The sequence below is a fragment of the Streptomyces sp. 4N509B genome (assembly GCF_052245655.1).
Taxonomy (GTDB): Bacteria; Actinomycetota; Actinomycetes; order Streptomycetales; family Streptomycetaceae; genus Streptomyces.
The window spans coordinates 59684-83330 of record NZ_JBQQBZ010000032.1 but is presented as its reverse complement, the minus strand read 5'-3'; the positions used below and the strand labels follow the sequence as shown (position 1 = coordinate 83330).

18 protein-coding genes and 1 pseudogene are annotated in these 23647 nt (G+C 73.1%); 13 read left to right on the top strand and 6 right to left on the bottom strand.

Translation table 11 applies throughout. The features are described 5' to 3' along the window. The 9 genes and pseudogenes from ACTWP5_RS24975 to ACTWP5_RS24935 all read left to right on the top strand — a co-directional run. Positions 1-214 (top strand): annotated as a pseudogene (locus ACTWP5_RS24975) (dihydroxy-acid dehydratase); the annotation flags it as partial. 201 nt (positions 215-415) lie between these two features. After that, entirely contained in the window at positions 416-637 is a 222-nt protein-coding gene (locus ACTWP5_RS24970; RefSeq protein ID WP_443223344.1) for a DUF5988 family protein, read from the top strand. A gap of 82 nt (positions 638-719) precedes the next feature. Continuing rightward, entirely contained in the window at positions 720-1679 is a 960-nt protein-coding gene (locus tag ACTWP5_RS24965; RefSeq protein WP_443223343.1) for an AfsR/SARP family transcriptional regulator, read from the top strand. A 77-nt stretch (positions 1680-1756) separates the two neighbouring features. Beyond that, positions 1757-3697 (top strand): methylmalonyl-CoA mutase family protein, encoded by a 1941-nt coding sequence (locus ACTWP5_RS24960; RefSeq protein ID WP_443223342.1) that lies wholly within the window; start codon positions 1757-1759, stop codon positions 3695-3697. Beyond that, positions 3694-5994, top strand: coding sequence for a methylmalonyl-CoA mutase (gene scpA / locus ACTWP5_RS24955; protein WP_443223341.1), 2301 nt, complete (start codon positions 3694-3696; stop codon positions 5992-5994). Before ACTWP5_RS24960 ends, scpA begins: the two co-directional genes overlap by 4 nt. Positions 5995-6001: 7 nt before the next feature. Next, positions 6002-6997 (top strand): methylmalonyl Co-A mutase-associated GTPase MeaB, encoded by a 996-nt coding sequence (gene meaB / locus ACTWP5_RS24950; protein ID WP_443223340.1) that lies wholly within the window; start codon positions 6002-6004, stop codon positions 6995-6997. A 211-nt stretch (positions 6998-7208) separates the two neighbouring features. Beyond that, complete coding sequence (locus ACTWP5_RS24945) at positions 7209-8198, top strand: TauD/TfdA family dioxygenase (protein ID WP_443223339.1); 990 nt, start codon at positions 7209-7211, stop codon at positions 8196-8198. Between the two features lie 70 nt (positions 8199-8268). Beyond that, entirely contained in the window at positions 8269-9018 is a 750-nt protein-coding gene (locus tag ACTWP5_RS24940) for a TSUP family transporter (RefSeq protein WP_443223356.1), read from the top strand. A gap of 5 nt (positions 9019-9023) precedes the next feature. Further along, on the top strand, positions 9024-10019 hold the full coding sequence (locus ACTWP5_RS24935; RefSeq protein ID WP_443223338.1) for a hypothetical protein: 996 nt from the start codon (positions 9024-9026) through the stop codon (positions 10017-10019). 9 nt (positions 10020-10028) lie between these two features. On the opposite strand, the gene ACTWP5_RS24930 is transcribed toward ACTWP5_RS24935, so the two are convergent. Together ACTWP5_RS24930 and ACTWP5_RS24925 are read right to left on the bottom strand one after the other, a co-directional pair. Further along, on the bottom strand, positions 10029-12989 hold the full coding sequence (locus ACTWP5_RS24930) for an AfsR/SARP family transcriptional regulator (RefSeq protein WP_443223337.1): 2961 nt from the start codon (positions 12987-12989) through the stop codon (positions 10029-10031). Between the two features lie 401 nt (positions 12990-13390). Continuing rightward, on the bottom strand, positions 13391-14344 hold the full coding sequence (locus ACTWP5_RS24925) for an SIS domain-containing protein (RefSeq protein ID WP_443223336.1): 954 nt from the start codon (positions 14342-14344) through the stop codon (positions 13391-13393). Between the two features lie 42 nt (positions 14345-14386). Between ACTWP5_RS24925 and ACTWP5_RS24920 the strand changes: the two genes are divergently transcribed. Next, on the top strand, positions 14387-15307 hold the full coding sequence (locus ACTWP5_RS24920; RefSeq protein WP_443223335.1) for an ROK family protein: 921 nt from the start codon (positions 14387-14389) through the stop codon (positions 15305-15307). Beyond that, positions 15301-16161, top strand: a complete 861-nt coding sequence (locus tag ACTWP5_RS24915) for a class II fructose-bisphosphate aldolase (protein ID WP_443223334.1) — start codon at positions 15301-15303, stop codon at positions 16159-16161. The genes ACTWP5_RS24920 and ACTWP5_RS24915 overlap by 7 nt, the downstream gene beginning before the upstream one ends. 55 nt (positions 16162-16216) lie before the next feature. Here ACTWP5_RS24915 and rhaS read toward each other — a convergent pair whose 3' ends face one another. The 4 genes from rhaS to ACTWP5_RS24895 all read right to left on the bottom strand — a co-directional run bounded on the left by rhaS (position 16217) and on the right by ACTWP5_RS24895 (position 21251). Continuing rightward, entirely contained in the window at positions 16217-17278 is a 1062-nt protein-coding gene (rhaS, locus tag ACTWP5_RS24910; RefSeq protein ID WP_443223355.1) for a rhamnose ABC transporter substrate-binding protein, read from the bottom strand. Positions 17279-17369: 91 nt separating this feature from the next. Next, positions 17370-18386, bottom strand: coding sequence for an ABC transporter permease (locus tag ACTWP5_RS24905; RefSeq protein ID WP_443223354.1), 1017 nt, complete (start codon positions 18384-18386; stop codon positions 17370-17372). Between the two features lie 76 nt (positions 18387-18462). Then, positions 18463-19599 (bottom strand): ABC transporter permease, encoded by a 1137-nt coding sequence (locus ACTWP5_RS24900; RefSeq protein WP_443223353.1) that lies wholly within the window; start codon positions 19597-19599, stop codon positions 18463-18465. 14 nt (positions 19600-19613) lie between these two features. Continuing rightward, the gene (locus ACTWP5_RS24895) at positions 19614-21251 is read right to left on the bottom strand and encodes a sugar ABC transporter ATP-binding protein (RefSeq protein WP_443223333.1); all 1638 of its coding nucleotides are present in this window, start codon (positions 21249-21251) and stop codon (positions 19614-19616) included. A gap of 298 nt (positions 21252-21549) precedes the next feature. On the opposite strand from ACTWP5_RS24895, the gene ACTWP5_RS24890 reads away from it, so the two are divergent. Further along, positions 21550-22329, top strand: coding sequence for a class I SAM-dependent DNA methyltransferase (locus ACTWP5_RS24890; RefSeq protein ID WP_443223332.1), 780 nt, complete (start codon positions 21550-21552; stop codon positions 22327-22329). Positions 22330-22413: 84 nt separating this feature from the next. Next, a complete protein-coding gene (locus tag ACTWP5_RS24885; protein ID WP_443223331.1) occupies positions 22414-23634 on the top strand; it encodes a hypothetical protein in 1221 nt (406 codons plus the stop codon). The last annotated feature ends 13 nt before the right edge of the window (positions 23635-23647 follow it).

The following is a 23647-nucleotide window of genomic DNA, read 5'->3' as shown; positions in this document are numbered from 1 at the left end:
CAACCGCCGCCTCGACCTCGACATCCCCGACACCGAACGCGCCACCCGCGCCGCCACGCACACCCCACCCCCACCCCACCCAGCCGCCGCCCACGCCACCCAACGCGGCTGGACCCGCCTCTACACCCAACACGTCCTCCAAGCCAACGAAGGCGCCGACCTCGACTTCCTCACCGGCACCAGCGGCCACCACATCCCCCGCCACTCCCACTGACCGCCGATGACCGCCGAGACGGCGCGGGCACCCCTACCTGGCCGGCCGCTCGTCGAGCCGCTGGTCGCGCTCCCTGGCGGGAAACCGTTGAGGGGCGCGATAAGGGGTCGGTTACGGGTAGCCAGTGGTGGACCCGGCTCCCATGATCTCCCTGTCGGAACGTCGCGTGGGAACGACGAGTGGGAACGACGGAGGGGTTCGATGGAGGAGACGGGGGAACCGACCATCACGGCGATCCTCGAGGGTGGTCCCGTCGACCTCCCGGCGGAGTCGCGCACCCGTCGGGTGGGGAGCACCGACCAGAAGGTGAAGGTCCTGCACCACGGCGGGTATGAGCACTTCGAGCTCGTCCGGCAGGACCGTCAGGACGACCACGCGTCCGCGGTCTTCCGCTGGACGATGCGCACCAGGATCGCCGAGTAGGCGTCAGACGCCCGGCGGGGGCGTCGCGCGCGGGTCCGGCCGGCGCGTGGGGCCACCCGGCGAGGCAGCGGAGAGGAACACCGTGCGATTCGCAGTGCTGGGCCCGTTGGACGTGCTCGCCACCGGGGCCCGCGCCGCGCCCGGAGTGACGGCCCCCGGCGACGGGGGCGCCGTGGCGGCCCCGAAGGCCCCCAAGGTCCGTGCCGTGCTGGCCACGCTCCTCCTGCGCCGCAACACGGTCGTGTCGGTCGCGAGCCTCATCGACGAGCTGTGGCACGACGCCCCGCCCCGCACCGCCGTGCCCACGCTCCAGGTCTACGTCTCGCAGCTGCGCAAGCTGCTGCACCGCCTCGACCCGGCCACGGGCCGGGACCGGCTGGTCACCAGGAGCCCGGGATACCTGCTGCGTCTCGCCCCGGGCGAGCTGGACGTGACCGAGTTCGAGGAGCTCCACGCCCAGGGAGGCCGCGCGATGGCGGCGCGGGCGTTCGACGAGGCGGTGGAGATCCAGCGGCGGGCGCTCACGCTGTGGCGCGGGCCACTGCTGTGCGACACGCCGCATGGTTCGATTCTCGCCGGCGCGGCGATCCGCCTGACCGAGCTCCGCGTCGCCGCCCTCGAACGCCGAGTCCGCGCCGAGCTGTGCCTGGGTCGCCACCGCGACCTCGTGGGCGAGCTCTGGGGACTGGCCGCCGACTTCCCCACACGGGAGGAGATCCACGCCCACCTGATGGTCGCGCTCTACCGCACCGGACGAAGCGCCGACGCGCTGCGCGTCTTCGACCGCCTGGCGGGAACCCTCGGCGCCGAACTCGGCATCGAGCCCGGCCCCCGCCTGCGGCAGCTTCGGCAGCGCATCCGCACCGGTGACGCCACGCTGCTCCACCCCGCCGGCCTGCCGCGGACCGCCGACGATCCGGAGGCGGCTGCCGCCCTCCAGCCGGCGGGGCAGACGGTCGGCCGGCCACCAGGCCAGACGGCGGGCCCGGCGCCGCGGATACCCACCCCGCGGCGGCCACAGCCCTCCTTCCAGCCGCTCTGACGTCCCTGCCCTCGTATCCTGTCAACTCCTCCATCTCGTTGCCTCACGACGTGACGGACATCCGGGAGCTTCCACCCATGACGGTCTCGCCCCACGACTCCTCGCCCCCCGACCCGCCCCCCGGCGCCTCGTCCCCGCCGCCCGCGCTGGCGGCGGAGTTCCCGCCGGCCACGCGCGAGGACTGGCACCGTCTGGTGGCGGGTGTGCTGCGGAAGGCGCGCGGCCTCGACCGGGCGGGCTCGGCGGCGGAGGAGGCGCTGGTCACCCGGCTGGAGGACGGCGTCGTCACCCGCCCGCTCTACACCGCGGCCGACGCCCCCACCACCCCGACGGGGCTCCCCGGCAGCGCCCCCTTCGTGCGCGGCGGGCGGCCCGAGGGCGCGGCCGTGGCCGGCTGGGACGTCCGCCAGCGCCACGCCGACCCCGACCCGCGCCGCACCAACGCCGCCGTGCTGGCCGACCTGGAGGGCGGCGCGACCTCGCTCTGGCTGGCCGTCGGCGCGGCCGGCGGCGTGCCCGTCGCCGGGCTGGGCGCCGCCCTGGAGGGCGTGCTGCTGGACCTGGCGCCGGTGGCGCTGGAGGCGGGTCCCGACGTGGGGCCGGCCGCGGAGGCGCTGCTGGCGGCGTTCGAGGAGCGCGGCGTGGACGCCGCGAGCGCGGCCGGCACCCTGGGCGCCGACCCCTTGGGCTGGGCGGCCCGCACCGGCCGCGCGGAGGACGTCGCCCGGCTGACGGCCACGGCCACGATCCTGGCGGCCCGCTGCCACGAACGGCACCCGGCGCTGCGGGCGCTGGCCGTCGACGCGCTGCCGTACCACGAGGCGGGCGGCTCGGCCGCCGAGGAGCTGGGCTGCTCGCTCGCGACGGGCGTGGCGTACCTGCGGGAGCTGACCGACGCCGGTCTGCCGCTGACGGCGGCCCTCGGCCAGCTGGAGTTCCGCTACGCGGCGACCGCCGACCAGTTCCTGACGATCGCGAAGCTGCGGGCGGCCCGCCGCCTGTGGTCGCGGGTCGCCACCGTGTCCGGCGCGCCCGCCGACAGCCCCGCCGCGGGCCAGCGGCAGCACGTGGTGACCTCCCGCGTGATGATGACCCGCCGCGACCCGTGGGTGAACATGCTGCGGACGACGGTGGCGTGCCTGGCGGCCGGCGCGGGCGGCGCGGACGCCGTGACCGTGCTGCCGTTCGACGAGGCGATCGGGCTGCCCGACGCCGCCGCGCGGCGCCTGGCGCGCAACACCTCGCTCATCCTGACGGCCGAGTCCCACCTGGCCCGCGTCATCGACCCGGCCGGCGGCTCCTGGTACGTCGAGGACCTCACCGAGCAGCTGAGCCGGGCCGCCTGGGCGTGGTTCCAGGAGATCGAGCGGGCCGGCGGCATGGCGGCGGCGCTCGCGTCCGGGCTGGTGGCCAAGCGGCTCGGCATCACGTGGGAGCAGCGCTCCCGGCGGCTGGCGACGCGGCGGGAGGCCGTCACGGGCGTCAGCGAGTTCCCCGAGTTGGCGGAGCGGACGCTGACCCGCGAGCCGGCGCCCGAACCGCCGTCCGGCGGGCTGCCGCGGGTGCGGCGCGACGAGGCGTTCGAGGCGCTGCGCTCGCGGTCCGACGCCCACCTGGCGGCCACGGGGTCCCGGCCGCGCGCGTTCCTCGCCGCGCTCGGCCCCGCCGCGGAGCACACGGCGCGGGTCGCGTTCGCCGCCGGTCTGCTGCGGGCCGGCGGGATCGAGCCGGTCCACGAGCCGACGACGGTCGACGCCGCCTCCGCCGCCGAGGCCCTCGCCGCCAGCGGCGCGCGCGTCGCCTGCCTGTGCGGCACCGACGCCCGGTACGCGGACGAGGCCGAGCCCGTCGCGGCGGCGCTGGCCGGCGCGGGGGCGCGGCGCGTGGCGCTGGCCGGCCGGCCCGGCGAGCGCGAGCACGCCCTGCGCGCGGCGGGCGTCAGCGACTTCGTCTTCACCGGCTGCGACGCGGTGGCCTTCCTCTCCTCCGTCCTCGACACCCTGGGAGTGGCGCGATGAGCACCACCGGCCCGATCCCGGACTTCTCGACCGTCGACCTCGACGGCGACGCCCCCACGCCCGGCCCCACCGACGGCCCCGCGCCCGCCTCGCGGGAGGCGTGGCGCGCGGCGGTGCGGGAGAACAGCGGCCACCACGTGGACGAGCTGCTGTGGCGGACGCCCGAGGGCATCGACGTCCCGCCGCTGTACACGGCCGAGGACCTGGCCGGGGTGGACTTCCTCGACACCCTGCCCGGGATCGCGCCCTACCTGCGCGGCCCGTACCCCACGATGTACGTGACGCAGCCGTGGACGATCCGCCAGTACGCCGGGTTCTCCACGGCCGAGGAGTCCAACGCCTTCTACCGGCGGAACCTCGCCGCCGGCCAGAAGGGCCTGTCGGTCGCGTTCGACCTGGCCACCCACCGGGGCTACGACAGCGACCACCCGCGCGTGACGGGCGACGTCGGCATGGCGGGCGTCGCGATCGACTCGATCCTCGACATGCGGCAGCTCTTCGACGGCATCCCGCTGGAGAAGATGACCGTGTCGATGACGATGAACGGCGCGGTGCTGCCCGTGCTGGCGCTGTACATCGTGGCCGCGGAGGAGCAGGGCGTCGGTCAGGAGAAGCTGGCGGGGACCATCCAGAACGACATCCTCAAGGAGTTCATGGTCCGCAACACCTACATCTACCCGCCGAAGCCGTCGATGCGGATCATCTCCGACATCTTCGCGCACACCTCCCGGCACATGCCGCGGTACAACTCCATCTCGATCTCCGGCTACCACATCCAGGAGGCCGGCGCCACGGCCGACCTGGAGCTGGCCTACACCCTGGCCGACGGCCTGGAGTACCTGCGGGCCGGCATGGCGGCGGGCCTGGGCGTGGACGACTTCGCGCCCCGCCTGTCGTTCTTCTGGGGCATCGGCATGAACTTCTTCATGGAGGTGGCCAAGCTCCGCGCCGCCCGCCTGCTGTGGGCCAAGCTGGTGCGCCGCTTCGAGCCGGGCAACCCCAAGTCCCTGTCGCTGCGCACCCACTCCCAGACCTCCGGCTGGTCCCTGACGGCCCAGGACGTCTTCAACAACGTGACGCGCACCTGCGTCGAGGCGATGGCCGCGACCCAGGGCCACACCCAGTCGCTGCACACCAACGCCCTCGACGAGGCCCTGGCCCTGCCGACGGACTTCTCCGCCCGCATCGCCCGCAACACGCAGCTGATGCTCCAGCAGGAGTCCGGCACCACCCGCGTGATCGACCCGTGGGGCGGCAGCGCCTACGTGGAGCGGCTCACGCACGACCTGGCGCTGCGGGCGTGGCAGCACATCGAGGAGGTCGAGGCGGCCGGCGGCATGGCCCAGGCGATCGACGCCGGCATCCCGAAGCTGCGCATCGAGGAGGCCGCCGCCCGCGCCCAGGCCCGCATCGACTCCGGGCGGCAGCCCGTCATCGGCGTCAACACCGTCCGGGTGCCGGCCGAGGAGGCCGACGAGAGGATCGAGGTGCGACACGTCGACAACTCCTCGGTCCGCGCCCAGCAGCTCCAGAAGCTGCGGCGGCTGCGCGCCGAACGCGACGAGGCGGCCTGCGCCAAGGCGCTGGCGGCGCTGCGGGAGGCCGCCGCGGGCGACGGGAACCTGCTGGAGTTCTCGATCCGCGCGGCGCGCGCCCAGGCCACGGTCGGGGAGATCTCCGACGCGCTGGAGCAGGTGTTCGGTCGGCACGCGGGGCAGATCCGTACCATCTCTGGCGTGTACCGCGAGGAGGCCGGGGACAGCCCCGGGGTGGAGCGGACGCGGAGGCTGGTCGCCGCGTTCGAGCGGGCGGAGGGGCGCCGGCCGCGCATCCTCGTCGCCAAGATGGGCCAGGACGGGCACGACCGGGGCCAGAAGGTGATCGCGTCGGCCTTCGCCGACCTCGGCTTCGACGTGGACGTCGGCCCGCTCTTCCAGACGCCCGAGGAGGTCGCGCGGCAGGCCGTCGAGGCGGACGTGCACCTCGTCGGCGTGTCCTCGCTGGCCGCCGGGCACCTGACGCTGGTGCCGGCGCTGCGGGAGCAGCTGGCCGAGGCCGGGCGTGAGGACATCGCGATCGTCGTCGGCGGGGTCATCCCGCCGGACGACGTGCCGGCGCTGCGCGAGGCGGGCGCCGCGGCGGTCTTCCCGCCGGGCACCGTCATCCCGGACGCGGCCCGCGAGCTGCTGACGGCGCTCGCCGCGGAGCTGGGCCTGGACCTCGGCGTGGACGCGGGTGAGGACTCGGGTGAGGACGCCGGCAAGGACCCCGAGGCGCGTCCCGGGGCGGAGGGCTAGCGCGGCGATGCCCCGCACCATCGACGTCGACGCCTACGTCACGGGCGTGTTGGCCGGCTCCCGCGCCCACGTGGCCCGCGCCATCACGCTCGTGGAGTCCACCAGGCCCGACCACCGCGAGCTGGCGCAGCGGCTGCTGCTCGCGCTGCTGCCGCACGCGGGGGGCGCGCGGCGCGTCGGCGTCAGCGGCGTTCCCGGTGTCGGCAAGTCGACCTTCGTCGACGCGCTGGGCACGATGCTGACGGGCCTCGGGCACCGCGTCGCGGTGCTGGCCGTCGACCCCTCCTCCACGCGCACGGGCGGCTCGATCCTCGGCGACAAGACCCGCATGGCGCGCCTGGCGACCGACCCGGCCGCGTTCGTCCGCCCCTCCCCCAGCGCCGGCACCCTCGGCGGCGTGGCGCGGGCGACGCGCGAGTCGATCGTCGTCGTCGAGGCGGCCGGCTACGACGTCGTGCTGGTGGAGACCGTCGGCGTCGGCCAGTCGGAGACGGCGGTGGCGGGCATGGTCGACTCCTTCCTGCTGCTGACGCTGGCCCGCACCGGGGACCAGCTCCAGGGCATCAAGAAGGGCGTGCTGGAGCTGGCCGACGTCATCGCCGTCAACAAGGCGGACGGCCCCCACGAGACGGAGGCCCGCGCGGCGGCCCGCGAGCTGTCCGGCGCGCTGCGCCTGCTGCACCCGCCGGGCCAGCGCCCGCCGGTGCTGACGTGCTCCGCGCGGGAGGACACCGGCCTGGTGGCCGTCTGGGAGCGACTGGAACACCACCGCGCCGGCCTGGCCGCGGCCGGCGACCTGACCGCCAAGCGCCGCCAGCAGCAGGTGGAGTGGACCTGGCAGATGGTCCACGACCGCCTGCTGGCCAGGCTCCACGACGACCCGGACGTGGCCCGCCTGGTTCCGGGCGTCGAGGAGGAGGTCCGCGCCGGAACCCTGACGCCGACGCTGGCCGCCGACCGGCTGCTCGCGGCGTTCACGGTCGAGAACGCGACCGACAGCTGATCCCACGGGCCGGACCGCCCGACCCCGCGAAGCCGTCCGCCTCCATCCCCACCCCCGCCACCTCACGTCCTTCCGCCTTGGTCCGTGCGATCTGGCCTGTCAGCCAAGAACAGGCTCGACAGGCGTGTGACATCGATGGAACACCAGGCGTCCCTAGGCTGCTGCTCGCCATGACGCAATGCGTCAGCAGCACGCAGGGAAAGGATTACCGATGCGACGGACGGCCTTACGGGACAGAGAAACCCGGATATCACAGAACGACGCGGCGACGATCTGGCAACTGTCGGTACGGGCGGCCAACCTCCCCGAAGCCGACACGTCCGAGCTGGCGGACCTGCTGTTGGACATCCCGGCGACATTGCGCGACGAGCTCGTTCACTTCGCCAACAGCGCTTCGCACTCGGGGTTCCTCCTTGTTCGAGGTCTGCCCGTGGGTGACCTTCCTCCAACGCCTGACCGACACAGCCCGCGGGTACTCGCCCACCACCCCACCTCGGGGACGTTGAGGTTGGTGGCGGATCTCCTCGGCTCCCTGGTGGGCTACCAGGACGAGAAGAACGGTGCCTTGCTCCATGACGTGCATCCGGTCAAGGGGGAAGAACGACGCATCGAGAACAGCGGCGCGGTCGCTTTCGACTTCCACACCGAGAACGTGCACCACCCGTTGCGTCCCGACTTCCTCGGGCTGTTGTGCCTTCGCCAGGACCATGACGGGGTGGCGGCCACACGCGTCGCGTCCGTTCGCGAGGCGGAAGTGCTGCTGACGAGCCGACAGCAGGAGATCCTCCGCTCCCTGCGGTTCTCCAGCGCCTACCCGACATCCTTCTCCCGCAACATCGCGGGGCCAAGGCCCATGGCGGGCCCCCATCCCGTGCTCTTCGGGCAGGCGTCGGAGCCGTTCGTGCGGTTCAACTCCCACAACACCACCGCTCCGGACGCAGAAGGCACCGAAGCGCTCCGCGCGTTGTCGGAGGCGCTGGAGTCCGTGTGCAGGGACATCGTCCTTCAGCCCGGGGATCTGGTGCTGGTTGACAACCACATCGCGGCCCACGGCCGTTCCTCCTTCACCCCACGCTACGACGGCGGGGACCGATGGTTACGCCGCTGCTACTCCCTGCGCGCCGTGCCGCGCTGGGTTGAACTGATGATGACGCGATGGCGCGTGATTCCGGAGCTCGCCCGGATCGGTGGGATCTTCTGATGGGCCCGTCTCGATTCCCGGCCACGACGCGCGCCGTGGCGGGTGAGTGGCCGTGGACATCCTGAGCGTGATGGCGCTTATGGCGGTCGCGGGGGTGGCGGGCTGGGTTGACGCGGTCGTCGGGGGCGGTGGCCTGTTGCTGATCCCCACACTGCTCCTGGCGTTCCCGAGCCTCTCCCCCGCGGTGGCTCTCGGGACGAACAAGCTGACGGCGATCACGGGGACAGCCGTGGCCGCGGTCACCTACGCTCGGCGGGCGAGGCTCCAGACGTCGGTGGCGCTGCCGGCCGCGCTCCTCGCGGCGCCGGCCGCCGGCCTCGGGGCCCTGTCGGCGTCACACGTACCCAAGACCTGGTTCCAGCCGGTGGTAATGGCGCTGCTCCTGGCCGTAGCCGTCTTCGTCGCACTGCGCCCGGCATTCGGTGCCGCGCAGGACGGGAAGGCCGTCAGCAGACGTCGTCGGCTCCTCGTCATCGCACTCGCGGGGTGTGGGATCGGTTTCTACGACGGTGTGTTCGGCCCCGGGACAGGAACTTTCCTGATCCTCGCGTTCACCGGTTTGTTGTCACTTGAGTTCCTTCAGAGTTCGGCAATGGCGAAGGTCGTGAACGTAGGCACGAACCTGGGAGCGCTGTGCGTTTTCGCTCTGCAGGGGCACGTGCTCTGGATCCTGGGGGCCTGCATGGCCATCTGCAACATAGCTGGAGCCTTCCTCGGCGCCAGAACAGCTCTGAGCCGCGGATCGGGATTCGTTAGGGTCGTTCTACTCGTGGCCGTCACGGGAATGGTCGCGAAACTCGCGATCGACCAGTTCGGGTGATGCGCATGGCTCATGAAGACCGCGCCACACTGTCACATCAGGGGTTCCTGCCGAACTGCGTGGAACTCGACAGGTCATACGATGCTGATCGCATGCTGTCGGAACTCTTGGATTTCACTGTCCGCACCAAGAGATCATTCTCCGCAGCGAGTGGTCGCCGCGTGCTGCCGTTGCGAAGTATCGGCGGCGACCCGTACCGAACCGATTCCGGGGGCCCGAGCGTGCTTGGTTTTCGGGACACCGCATGGCTGGAGCATCTTCCCTACTTCCGGGAGATCCTCGAAGATCTGCCCGCCCCGGTCCGCGCGGCACGACTCTGGGCAGCCGGTCCGGGTAGTCGGGACGTGGCGCTGCGGACCGCCAAGGTAGGCCCACCGTGGGGAATGTGCCGTCTGCACCTTCCCGTGGCTGTCGGAGGAACTCGCGCACACGTCGTCTTCTTCGAGGAGCACCACCACTGGCCGCCGGGAGCACTCTGGTTCGCTGCGGCCTGGCGAGAGTATGCGCTTGTCAACCGCGACGAGTCCGAACTGGTACATCTGATCGTCGACCTGCACTACACCGAGGCGCTCGCCTCCCTTTTCCCAGCCTCCTTGCGCGGAGTTCTGACGGGGCCACACGTGCTTCCCCGACGACCCACCACCCCCATGCATGACCAGGAGAAGTACCTACGCCGATTCCATCTGCCGGAGACGTTCGCCAACTGGGAACGACCGGGCCATCTCCTGTACTCCGAGGTGCGACGGACGCACGGTTCAGGACAACGCATGCTCGTTCCCGCGCGCATCGAGATATCTGCGGGAACTCCCCTACTCATCCTTGCCAGCCGCCCCTTCTGCACCCTGGAACACATCGGCGACGGAGAGTTTCGCCTTCGAGGCTGGAGCGACGAGCGGACGATTCAGGTAACTCAACGGTCGGATGTGCCCGCCCTCCTGCGTCTACGAGAAGGAACGACGACGTACGTGATCGAACTGCCCGCGGACGCGGGACCCACCTGACCAAGGTCGTCAACGAACGACCGACCCCGAGTCGCTGGTTGCGGAGATCTCGGCCAACTCGTGCGTGAACCGCTGCAGGCGGGCCGCGGCATCCATATCACGACACATGGCGATGCCCTCCTTCAGAAGAGCCGTGGCACCCTCAAGGTCTTCGGCGATACGTCGAGCGGAGGCGAGAGCATGGACGACGTCTGACTCGAGTAACGGGTCATGGATCCTCCGTGCGAGGTCCCGCGCCCGCCCCAGGCGCTCCTCGGCGTCGGACAGGTGCTCGCGCAGGAGGTCGATCCATCCGAGTCCCCACAACGCGTAGCAGTGCCCACTGAGGTCACCACTGCGAGACGTGGCTTCGAGTCCCCATGAGAACTCCTCCGCCGCCCGGTCCAACTCTCGTCTGGAGAGGTGAAGCTCACCCAGACTCATCCTCACCTGGGCGATGCTTCGGCCATGGAATCCGCGTACGACGTCCCTCGCCCTTCTCAGGAACGCCTCGGCCTCATCCGGTTTCCCCTTCTCCAGTAGTGTCTGCCCCGTCCAACGGAGTACCTGCGCCTGGGCCTCGGCATCCTCGTCTTCCCGCAGTATGGGCAGACACTCCTGCCACCTTGTCAACGCCTGATCGAAACGACCCCGAACACGGTCGGCGTAGGCTGCCTTGCGCAGCGCGAGCGCATGCCCGTAGTCGTCGCCCACCTTCCGAAAGAGCCTCTGTGACTCCTCCAGCAGGGGAACGGCCCGTCCCAGGTCCCGCTTGGTCAGATGGAGGTCTCCCAGTCCCAGGAGCATGGCGGCGGCTCCCCGCTCGTTGCCGTGGAGCCGCGCGACCCTCAGCGCGACGTCATGTGTCGTCCTCCAGTCGTCGAAGTGGAAACGAAGACTGAACTGACAGCGGCTCGTGGCAGCCAGGTCCCAGGCGAGTTCGTCGTTGCCCTGTTCGGCCAGAAGCTGGCACAGGGCGGAAACGAAGGAACGATCCGCCTCATACCATGTGAGCGGGTCATCTCCGACCCGTTCGAGAAGATCGGCGGGGATCGCCGGGCGCTGGGTGCAGTGGTGTACCACGGTGAAGTCGCCGCCACAGACAGCGCGGTGTGCGCGATCCGCCAGGGCCAGGGCCGTCATCCCGAGCCGGGCGAGTGCCGCCTTCCTCTCTTCCGTGGGTTCCGTCTCAAGCGCCTGTTCCCATGCGTACAGGCGGACCAGGTCGTGGATGCGGTACCGAGGATCGCCCGTGCCCTCCGGACTGATGATGTCCAGCAGGCGCGCGTCGAGCAGTTCCTCCAGGAGCACCTCGGCTTCTGCGCACGACAGCTCCATCAGGGGCGAGCAGACCCATTCGGCAAAGTCCGAGACGGCAACCAGCGCCAGCCGCCGGAAGAGCTGCCGTGCAGCCGGACTGATTCCCTGATGGGATAGTCCGAGGCTTGCCCGTACCTCAAGGTGCTCATGGGCCAGCTCGTCCAGTCGACCGCGTTCGTCGGCGAGACGACTGGCCGCCTTCCGCAGGCTCCAGTGCGGCTTGGACATGAGCTTGGCGCCCAGGATTCGCACGGCGAGAGGTAACCGTCCACAGTACTCAACCAGTTGGTCCGCGACCTCGGACTCCTCGGCGACCCGTTGGTGACCCACCAAACGAGAGAGAAGAGTCAGGGCCTGTTCCTTCTGAAACACGTCCAGTTCGAGTACGCGCGCGCTGGGGATGGTCGTCAACCGAGCCCGGCTGGTGACGATCACCGCGCAACTTCCGGTACCCGGAAGCAGCGGTAGAACCTGCCCAGGCACGCCCGCATCGTCCAGCACGATCAGCACGTTACGATCAGCGAGCAGGCTTCGATACGATTCGGCGCGCTCATCCAAGGTCTCGGGGACAGGGCCGGACAGTCCGAGTTCTCGCAGAAAGCGGGCGAGAGCTTCTTCCGGCGACACGGGAGCTGCGCCCATCCCACGCAGGTTGATGTATAGCTGCCCGTCGGGGAACTCTGCACGCAGTTGGTGCGCGACATGAACAGCAAGCGCGGTCTTTCCGGTGCCGCCCGGCCCAACAAGCAGAGCCACCGGAACGGAGGCGGGGGTGGGAACGAGCGCGGACCGGATGCTGTCCGTTTCTTCCTCTCGGCCTGTGAAGTCGGCGATGTCACCGGGAAGCAGACACGGACCTTTGGAGGATCGCGCGGGTGTCCCTGTCAAAGCGGGTTCCTGACCACGAGGGTCGACAGGGACCCGCCCTTGCCGGTCAGCGGAAGACCTGCTACGCGGAGGAGAGCCGACCGGAGGAGATGGTACAGCCCCTTTCAGGATCTGTTCGTGCAGGCGCCGCAACTCGCTGCCCGGCCTCACCCCCAACTCCTCCCTCAAGAGGGCATGGGTGTCGCGGTACACCTGGAGTGCGTCCGCCTGCCGGCCGGTACGAGAAAGTGCGGTCATCAGAACAGCTCGGGGCTGCTCCAACAGCGGGTACCGCCGGATGAACGCCGAGAGTTCAGCAATCACATCTGAATGGAGTTCGAGACTGAGCTGGACCTCCGAGCACAAGACTCGGAGGCTGATGTACTCCTCCTCCCAACGATGTCTCTCCGCCAGCCAGGCACGGCGGTCAGTTCCGGAGAGAAGTGACCCACGCCAAAGCGAGAGTGCCTGCTTGAGGCAGGCGAGCGCGGGCTCCAGATTTCCGGAAGCAATATGCTTCTCTGCCGCCGAACGTTGCCTCAGCGCCATTGCCGTGTCGAGGAACACCTCACCGGCGTCAAATCGATATCCGGGCGACTGGGTGACGATGATGTTCTCCCCCGCTCCCAGTTGCCGCAACTTCCGCCTGAGAACCGAGACACAGACCGCTATCTGATTCGTGGGATCGGCTGGTATGTCGTGCTCCCACACGCTGTCCACCAGCTGATCGACCGTGACTACTTCGTTTGCCCGTATGAGTAGGGAGCCAAGAACAGCCTGAAGCCTTGGCGCGGTGATGTTCATCTGCCGACCCGCCAGGGAAACAGTCAACGGCCCGAGTAACCGTATGACGAGCCTGTCGCTGTTCCGCGACTCCTCAGACGCAGAAACCAATTCTCCCCCACCAGAGATGGATGACACTCTCCCCATGCCACATGCACACGTTAGCCTCCCGGTTGCCTCCCGTCCACGCGTCCTCACTCCGAGTCTCGAAGAACGATGAGGAAGGCCGTGACCAGGTGGAGAAGGCGAGGGGACCGCCCGTGTGGTGTCTCCTCGCCGCACGCAGGCGCAGGTATCGGCGTTCCTCGCGTTGAAGAGGCTCACGGTCGAGCACCGGACGGGTGGGCAGCGGGCCCCTGCCCAGCGACGGTCGAGCGGATCCAGAGAACGGCGTCGCGGAGGGCATCCGGTCAGGGAGGGCGTCAGGACCCGTCGAGGACCACCGAACGGGTCAGGTGGCGGGGCCGGTCGGGGTCGAGGCCGCGGGTGGTGGCCAGGGCGGTGGCGAGGCGGTGGGCGAGGAGCAGGTCGGCCAGCGGGTCGCGGCCGGGGGCGAGCAGGGTGCCGCCCGTCGCGGCGATCTGGTCCGCCAGTCCGGAGGGCAGCGCCTCCGGCTCCCCGAACCACCACACCGCCCGGCCGGGCCCCGTGACGCTGATCGGCCCGTGCCGGTACTCCATCGCCGGATACGCCTCGGCCCAGGCGCCCGCCGCCTCCCGGAGCTTGAGCGCCGCCTCCTGCGCGACGCCGAAGCCCCAGCCCCGCCCGAGGAACGTGATCTGCTCGGCGGCCAGCGCGGCGGCCGGCACCGGCGCGGCGAGCGCCGCCTCGGCCTGCTGTGGCAGGTGGTCGACGTCCTCGCCGAGCAGGGCACGCAGCAGCAGGAGCTGGGTGGTGGCGAACCGGGTCTGGACGACGGACGTCTCGTCGGCGAAGTCGAGGACGACGGCGGCGTCGGCCGCCGCCACCACCGGGCTGTCGGGCACGGCGGTGACGACGGTGGCGGGCAGCCCGCGCGGGCGGCGGGCGAGCAGGCGCAGGACCTCGGTGGTGGTGCCGGAGCGGGTGAGCGCGAGCAGCCGGTCGTAGGCCCGGCCGGTCGGGGCCTCGGAGGCCGCGAACGCGTCGGTCTCGCCCTGGCCGGCCGCCTCGCGGAGGGCGGCGTAGGACTGGGCCATGAACCACGAGGTGCCGCAGCCCACCACCGCGACCCGCTCGCCCGGCCGGGGCAGGGCCGCGGCGGCGCCCGCCTCCCCCGCCGCCCGGATGTCGCGCGCCAGTTCCAGGGCGCGGCGCCAGCAGGCGGGCTGGCTGGCGATCTCGACGTCGGTCCTGGTCTGGGCGTGGGGCAGGGTCTGTTCATCGTCGCGTGCCATGTTCATGATTGTCTGACCATCGCTCGTCTGGGGGCAGGTGCCGTGGCTGTGACCGTGATCGCGTTGGACGTCGGCGGAACCGTCACCAAGGGCGCGGTGCTGCGGGAGGACGGCACCGTGCGGGAGCCGCGCCGCGTGCCGACCGGCGCGGCGCGCGGACCCGAGGCGGTGGTCGCGACGGTGCTGGACCTCGCCGCCGAGCTGGCCGAACGGGCGCCCGGGGCGGCGGCCCTCGGGCTCGCCGTTCCCGGCCTGGTCGACGCGGCCTCGGGTACCGCCGTCTTCTCCGCCAACCTCGGCTTCCGCGACCTCCCGCTGCGCGCCCTGGCGCGGCGGCGGCTTCGCGGGCTGCCCGTCGCGCTCGACAACGACGTGCGCGCCGGGGCGCTCGCGGAGGCGACCCGGGGCGCGGGCCGGGGCGGCGGCGACTTCCTGTTCGTCCCGATCGGCACCGGCATCGCCGCCGCGCTCGTCCTCGGCGGCCGCCCCTACCCGGGACACGGCGGCGACAGCGGCGAGTTGGGGCACGTCGCGGTGCGCCCCGGAGGGCGGCGTTGTCGCTGCGGGCGGCGCGGCTGCCTGGAGGCGTACGCCTCGGCCTCCGCCCTGGCGCGGCTCGGCGGCGCGCCGGCGCCCGAGGTGATCGCGCGCGCCGCGGCCGGCGACGCGCGGGCGGGGAGGGCCTGGGAGACGGCGCTGGACGCGCTCGCCGAGGCGCTGGCGGGTGCGACGCTGCTGCTGGACCCCGCGCGGATCGTGCTGGGCGGCGGCCTGGCCGAGGCCGGCGACGCGCTCGTGGTGCCGCTCGCCGAACGGCTCGCGGCGCGGCTGCCGTTCCGCGCGGCGCCGCCGCTCGCGCGGGCCGCGTTCGGCGAGTTGGCGGCGCTGCACGGCGCGGGGCTGCTCGCGGTGCGCCTGGCGTCCGGGCGGCGGGAGGCCCGCGAGGCGGTGGCCGGATGCTGAGCGGGACCGGGGAGCTGGTGGCCGAGGCCCGGGCCGCCGGTCGCGGCGTCGGCGCGTTCAACGTCGTCACGCTGGAGCACGCCGAGGCGATCGTCGCGGGCGCGGAGGCCGCCGGCACCCCGGTGATCTGCCAGATCAGCGAGAACACGGTGCGCTTCCACGGCCGGGCCCTGGCGCCGCTGGCGCGCGGCACGGCCGCGCTCGCCGAGGCGGCCACCGTGCCCGTGGCGCTCCACCTCGACCACGTCACGCAGGAGGCGCTGCTGCACGAGGCTCCCGACCGCGGCTTCGGCTCGGTGATGTTCGACGCCTCGGCCCTCCCCCACGAGGCGAACCTCGCCGCGACGCGCGCGGCGGCGGCCTGGGCGCACCGGCGCGGGCTGTGGGTGGAGGCCGAACTCGGCGAGGTCGGCGGCAAGGACGGGGTGCACGCCGCCGGCGCCCGCACCGACCCGGAGCAGGCGCGGGCGTTCGTCGCCGCGACCGGCGTGGACGCGCTCGCGGTGGCGGTCGGCAGCTCGCACGGCATGACGCGGCCCGGCGCCCGCCTCGACCACGGGCTGATCGGCCGACTCGCGGCGGCGCTGCCGGGCACGCCCCTGGTGCTGCACGGCTCCAGCGGCGTGCCGGAGCCCGAGCTGGCGCGGGCCGTGGCGGGCGGCATGGCGAAGATCAACGTCGGCACGGCGCTGAACGCCGCCTACAGCCGGGCCGTGCGGGACGCGCTGATCCGCGACCCGGAGCTGGCCGACCCGCGCGGGCCCCTCACGGCGGCCCGCGCGGCGATGGACGACACCATCAAGCGAATGCTTCTCCTGCTGTGGTCGCCGGACGCGCCACCGCAGCCCCGTTGACGCGGCGGCGCGTCGGCGCGGCGGTGTCGGCACGGCGGTCCCGCGCCGTGGCCGGCTAGAAGTCGAAGTCGTCGATGTTCTCCGCGTCGAAGACCGTCGGCGGCCCGAGCACGATCTCGCCGCCCGCGCCGACCGTGTACTCGCCGAGGTCCCCGGCGGTGAACGTCTCGCCCTCCGCGCCCGTGATCTGCCCCGACGCCAGCGCCGCGCCCGCGTAGGCCGCGAGGTACCCGAGCTCCGCGGGGTTCCACAGGGCGAACGCCTCGACGGTGCCGTCCTTCACGAACTGCCGCATCTGGTTGGGCGTGCCGAGGCCCGTCAGCGCCACCTCTCCCTTGAACTCCGAGTCCGACAGGTACCGCGCGGCGGCGGCCACGCCGACCGTCGTCGGGGAGATGATGCCGTCGAGGTCGGGGTGGGAGCGCAGCAGGCCCTGCGTCTCCTGGAACGACTTCTGGTCCTCGTCGTTGCCGTACACCACGTCGACGAGGGTGATGCCCTCGTACTCCGGCTTGGCCAGCTCCTCCTCCATCAGCTCGATCCACGCGTTCTGGTTGGTGGCGTTCGGCGTCGCGGAGAGGATCGCGATCTCGCCCTCGCCGCCGATCTGCTCGGCGATCAGCTGGATCTGGATCTCCGCGATGCCCTGGGCGGTGGCCTGGTTGACGAAGAGGTCGCGGCAGTCGGGGTCGGTGTCGGAGTCGAAGGAGACGACGGCGATGTCCGCCTGGCGGGCGGTGCCGAGCGCGCCGCAGACCGCGTTGGGGTCGTTGGCGGCGATGGCGATGACGTCGGCCTGCTGCTGGGTGACCGTGTTGATGTAGCTGACCTGGGAGGATGCCGACGCCTCCGAGGGGCCGGCCTCGTTGAAGCTGCCGGCGAACTGGTCGACGGCCTCCTGCGCGCCGGTGTGGGCGACCGTGAAGTAGGGGTTGTTGACCTGCTTGGGGATGAAGGTGACCTCCAGCCCCTCCTCGATCGGCGCGTCGGGGTCGGCGGTGGCGTCGGAGTTCCCCGAGCCGCCGCCGTTCCCGCCGCCGTCGTCGCCGTTCTCGTCCCGGGTGGTGCCGCCGCAGGCGGTCGTCGCCACGACGGACAGCAGCGCGGCGGCGAGCATGCCGTGCCGCAGCAGGCGGCGGCCTCGCGCGCGGGCGCGGGCGCGGGGTGACCGAGTCGACGCTGACGCCCTTGACATCGTTGACATCGTGTTACTCCTTCTGCTTCTGGGCCTTCGGGACCTGCGGAGCGGGGGCCGGCGGCACGGCGCGCTGCCGTCGTCGACGGAGCCGGGCGCGGGTGAGGGTGACGGCGTTGGGCACGACGACGGAAGCGATCAGCAGCGAGCCGGTCACGATGTCGAGGGTCTCGGCCCGCACGTCGGCCAGCTGGAGCGCGTTGCGGAGCGTGGCGAGCAGCAGCACCGCGGCGAGGACGCCGGGCAGCGCGCCCCGGCCGCCGAAGATCGACACGCCGCCCAGGAGCACGGCCGCGACCACGGCCAGCTCCAGGCCCTCGCCGTTGTCGGCGCGGGCGCTGGCGTAGCGCAGCGTCCAGTACACCCCGGCCAGGCCCGCGACGGCCCCCGAGGCGACGAAGAGCCAGAACTTCCGCCGCGCCACGGCGATCCCGGAGAAGGCGGCGGCCTCCGCGTTGTTCCCCATGGCGTACAGCGAGCGGCCGAACGGCGTGCGGTGCAGCACGACGCCGAACGCCACCGCCAGGAGGAGGGTGAGCAGCATCGCCCACGGCAGCGCCCCGCCGCCGACCGTGGAGCTGGCGGCGTCGGTCCAGTCGAAGGGGAAGTCGGCGACGGCGTCGTCGCCGAGCACGACGAACGCCAGGCCCCGGTAGGCCGCCAGGGTGCCGATCGTCACCGCGAGGGAGGGGAGCCCGAAGGCGGTGACGAAGACGCCGTTGACGGCGCCGAGCAGCGCGCCGAGGCCGATCGCCAGCGGCACGATCAGCTCCAACGCGAGCCCCTGCACCCACAGCTGGCCCATGACGGCGCTGCACAGGCCGAGGGTGCTGGCCACCGAGAGGTCGATCTCGCCGGTGACGACGATCAGCGTCATGGGGAGCGCGATCAGCGCGATGGCGACGGCGTCCAGCAGCAGGAAACGGATGTTCTGGCTGGTGCCGAAGCCGTCCACGCCGCCGGCGGCGACCAGCGCCACCGCCACCAGGGCCAGCAGCACCACGGTGTCCCAGCGCAGCACGGCGGCCAGCCAGCCGGGGCCCGCCGGGCGGCCACCGCCGCCCGCGCCGGCCCGGCCGCCGTCGCTCGGCTCGGCGTACAGGGTGTCATGCGCCACGAGACGCGCCCCCTCCCGTTGGGTCCCGACGCGCCGCCGGCGCGTCCCGCGCGGGTCGCGCCGCGCGGATCTGCTGTGCCCTGGCCTGTCTCAGGCGGGCGGCGACGCGGGCGGCGAGCGCCCGGTCGAGGCCGATGGCGGCCAGGATCAGCGCGCCCACCACGGCCTGCTGCCAGAACGGGTCGACCCGCAGCACGGCCAGCGAGCTGTCGATCGTCGTCAGCAGCAGCGCGCCGAGGGCCGCGCCGTAGACGGTGCCGCTGCCGCCGAAGATCGCGACCCCGCCCACCACGGCGGCGGCGACCACCTGGAGCTCCATGCCGGAGCCGACCGTGGCGTCGACGGTGCCGAAGCGCGCCGCGTGCAGCACCCCGGCCAGCCCGGCGCAGGCGCCGCTGAGGACGAACGCGAAGAAGACCCGTCGCCCCACCGGGATGCCCGTGAGCCGGGCGGCGGCCGGCTCGGACCCGATCGCGTACAGCTCCCGGCCGCCGCGGTAGGAGCGCAGGTAGAAGCCGACGACGAGCAGCACGGCGGCGGCGATGACCGCCAGCCACGGCAGCCAGGCGATGCCGAGGACGCGGGCCGTGCCGAGGTCGAGGAAGGCGCCCGGCATGTCGGCGGCGTTGATCTGCTGCCCCGAGGCCCACGAGTGGTCGACGCCGCGGAAGACGTAGAGCGTCCCGAGGGTGATGACCAGGGCCGGCACGCGGGCGGCGGCGATCAGGGCGCCGTTGACGGCGCCGCAGGCGGCGCCGAGGGCGACGCCGGCCAGCAGCGCGACGGGGATGGGCGTGTCGGGCGCGGCGAGGAAGAGCTTGCCGGTGGCGAACGCCGCGAGGCCGAGGACGGAGCCGACGGAGAGGTCGATGTTGCGGGTGACGATGACGACGGTCTGACCGACGGCCAGGACGACGAGGATGGCGGCGCCCAGCAGCAGGTCGCGGATGCTCTGCTCGGACAGGAAGCGGGAGTTGTCGGCGGCGGTGAAGGCGACGAGCAGGGCGAGGGCGAGGAGGATGCCGAGCTCGCGCACCCGCCACAGCCGTGCCAGGCGGGTCGCGCCGCCGTCGGCGGGAGGGCTGTGCTCCCTGGGGCCCCACGACGCGCGCCGCGCCGTCCTCATGCCACGTGGTCCGCTCATGCGCCCGCCTCCCCCGTGTCCGGTCCCTGGCCTGGATCCGCGTCCGGGTCCGCGTCCTGGCCCTGGCCCGGGTCCGGGCCAGGCGCGGGGTCCGTGCCGTGCTCCGTGGCCCGCGCCGCCCGCTGTCCCGTCGCCGCGAACATCACCGACTCCTCGGTGGCCTGTCCCCGCGGCAGTTCCGCCGTCAGCCGGCCCTCGTGCATCACCAGGACGCGGTCGGCCATGCCCAGCACCTCGGGCAGGTCGGAGGAGACCATGAGGACGGCCATCCCCTCACCCGCCAGGCGCGTCATGATGCGGTGGACCTCGGCCTTCGTGCCGACGTCGATGCCGCGCGTCGGCTCGTCGACGACCAGCACGCGCGGCGAGGTGGCCAGCCACTTGGCGAGCACGACCTTCTGCTGGTTGCCGCCGGAGAGCGTGGCGACGGCGTCGCCCAGCCGCCCGTAGCGGACCTGGAGCCGCTCGGCCCACGCGCGGGCCGTGCCGCGCTCGCGGCGGCCGGAGAGCAGGCCGAGGCGGGTGAGGGAACGCAACCGGGTGAGCGTGGCGTTGCGCTCGACGGACATCTCCATCACCAGGCCCTGCTGGCGCCGGTCCTCCGGCACCAGGGCCAGCCCCGCGGCCATGGCGGCGGCCGGCGATCCCGGCCGGAGCCGCCGGCCCGCGACGCGCACCACGCCCGTGTCGTAGCGGTCGACGCCGAAGAGGGAGCGGACGACCTCGCTGCGGCCGGCGCCGACGAGCCCGGCCAGGGCCACGATCTCCCCGGCGTGGACCGTGAAGCCGACGTCCTCGAAGTCCCCGGCCCGGCCGAGGCCCTCGACCTCCAGCACCGGCTCCGCCCGCGCCGACCCGCCGGGGGGCTGCTCCGGGCGCGCGTAGAGGGTGTCGACCTCGCGGCCGACCATGCGCCGCACCAGGGTGTCGACGTCGAGCGCGGCGGCCGGGTCGGTGGAGACCCACCGGCCGTCGCGCAGCACGGTGATCCGTTGGCAGAGGTCGAAGACCTCGTCGAAGCGGTGGGAGACGAACAGGATCGCCGCGCCCTGCGCGCGCAGCGCGCGGACGACGGCGAACAGCCGGGTCACCTCGTGGCCGGAGAGGGCGGCCGTCGGCTCGTCCATCACCAGCACGCGGGCCTCGACGGAGAGCGCCTTGGCGATCTCGACGAGCTGCTGGTCGGCGATGGACAGGCCGCGGGCGGGGCGACGCGGGTCGAGGGCGACGCCGAGGCGGGTGAAGAGCCCGGCCGCGGCCTCGTGCAGCGCGGCGCGGTCGATGCGCCGCAGGCCGCGGGTGGGCTGCCGGCCCATGAAGATGTTCTCGGCGACGGACAGGTCGGGGAAGAGCGTCGGCTCCTGGTAGATGACGGCGATCCCGGCCGCCCGCGCGTCGGCGGGGCCCGCGAGCCGCAGGGGGCGGCCGTCGATCTCCAGGCCGCCGGTGTCGGGTTGGTGGACGCCGGCCAGCAGCTTGACGAGGGTGGACTTGCCGGCGCCGTTCTCCCCGACGAGGGCGTGCGCCTCGCCGCCGTGGAGCGCGAACGACACGTCGGCGACGGCGGCGACCGCCCCGAAGGACTTGGAGACCGCGGCGAGCCGGAGGAGGGGGGTGCGCGGGACGTCGGACATGAGCCTCCACGAAAAGTTTCGTGAAACGATTCAAGGACGGTCTTGATCACGACGATAGAAAGCCGGCGTGGCCACGTCAAGAGATCGCACACAGCCACTCCTGCCCAACAACCGCCAGAAGGGATCATCCTTCCGTCCGCTTGGGGTGCCCCGTGCCGGCCCGCGTGACCCCGACCGTGCGCGTCTCCTCTGAGACCGCGTACCGGATGCGGCCTCCGCCGGTCACCTCGCGCACCACCTCGCCCTTCCGCGAGCCTGGCCCCTGGCGCGTCAGCGCGGTGCGCTAGCTTCCTCGGCCATGACCGAACCCGCCGGACACCCGTCGGCCGAGGACGAGCCGGCCACACACGAACCGGCCGCGCGGCTGCGCGCGACGCGGACGGCCTACGACACCGTGGCCGTCGACTACGACCGCCTGCTGCGCGACGATCTCTCCGGCAGGCCCCTGGAACGGGCCATGCTCGCGGCCTTCGCCGAGGTCGTGCGGGGCGCGGAGCGCCGGCTGCCCGTGGTCGAGGTCGGGTGCGGGACCGGGCGGATCACGGGACACCTGCGGTCCCTCGGGCTGGAGGTCTCCGGCGTGGACCTCTCCCCCGGGATGGTCGAGGTCGCGCGCCGCCGCCACCCCGGGCTGCGGTTCGAGGTCGGCTCGATGGGCGAGCTGGACGTGGCGGACGGCGCTCTCGGCGGCGTCGTCGCCTGGTACGCGACCGTCCACACGCCGCCGGAGCGGCTGCCCGGCGTGTTCGCCGAGTTCGCCCGGGTGCTGGCGCCCGGCGGCAGCCTGCTGCTGGCGTCCAAGGCCGGCGACCGGCACCGCCACCTGAGTGAGGCGTACGGGCACCCGCTGTCGCTCGACGTCTACTGGACGCCGCCCGAGCGGGTCGAGGAGGCCCTGCGCGCGGCCGGGTTCGTGGTGGAGGCGCGCATGCTCCGCGAGCCCGACGCGTGGGAGCGGTCCGTGGGCCAGGGCCAGCAGGCGTACGTCCTGGCGCACCGGCCCCGGCCGGACGTTGGCACGGACGGCGGCGGGGACGACCGCACGGGCGGCGCGCCGGGCCGGTCGGCGGACGCGTAGACCACCGCTCGCCGTCCTCCTCCCTGCGGCCGTGCCGGGAAAACCGCTCGTTCGCGGGGGTCTTCGCGCCCTAGCCTCGGCGGCGTGCGTGACAGATGGCCCCTGCTGTGGCTCTGCGGTCCCTCCGGCGTCGGCAAGACCACCGTCGGGTGGGAGATCTTCACCCAGCTCAGCCGTTCGGGCACCGTCGCCGGGTACCTCGACGCCGACCAGCTCGGCCTGTGCTACCCCGCGCCGGCCGACGACCCGCAGAACCACCGCGTGAAGGCCCGCAACCTCGGCGCCATGGCCCGCACCCTCCGCGCGGCCGGCGCCCGCTGCCTGGTCCTGTCCGGCGGCGTCCAACGCGTTGAGGAGGTCCGCGCCTACGCCGAGGCGGTGCCGGACGCGGCGCTCACGCTCTGCCGGCTGCGCGTCGGGCTCGACGAGCTGCGGGCGCGCTTCCTCGGGCGGGGGTGGCGGCCCGAGCTGTGGGAGGAGAACGCGGCGGGCGCCGCCGCGCTGGACGCGAGCGACATCGCGGACCTCACCGTCGACGCGACGGGCCTGTCGGTGGCCGAGGTGGCGCGACGGGTGCGCGAAGCGGCGGGCGGCGGCGGCCGGCCGCCGGGTTCCTGGCCGGGGCCGGCTCCGGCTTCGGCCACGGAGACGGCCCCGGTCCCGAACGCGGCCCCGGTCCCGGTCCCGGAGCCACGGGCGGGCGAGGCGGGCGCCACCCCCGGGCCGTCGCGCCCGCCCGCCGTCCCCGTGCTCTGGGTCTGCGGCCCGCCGGGCGTGGGCAAGTCCGAGGTCGCCTGGGCCGTCTACGCCCGGCTCCTCGCCTCCGGCGTCACCACGGCCTACGTCGACCTCGCGCAGCTCGGCTTCCGCCGCCCGGCACCCGCCGACGACGCCTTCGGCCACCGCCTGCGGGCGCGGGGCCTCGCCGCCGTGTGGCCCACCTACCGCGCGGCGGGAGCGCGTCGCCTGGTCCTGTGCGGCGACGTCGCCGACGCGGAGACCGTCCGCGCCCACGCCGCGGCCGTGCCGGAGGGACGCCTCACGCTGGTCAGGCTGCACGCGGGGCCCGACGTCCTTGCGGAGCGGATCCTGGCGCGCGGCAGGGGCGAGGGGCCGCGGCTGCCGGGCGACGCGCTGAAGGGCCTGCCCCGAGGCGAGCTGCTCCGCCGCGCCGAGGCGGCGGCGCACGAGGCGCGGGCCTGGGAGCGTGCCGGCATCGACGCGGTGCGCGTGGCGACCGACGGCCGCACGGTGGAGGACGTCGCCGCCGAGGTGGCGGCGGTCTTCGCGGCCCGCCGCCCGTGACCCGCGCCGCCCG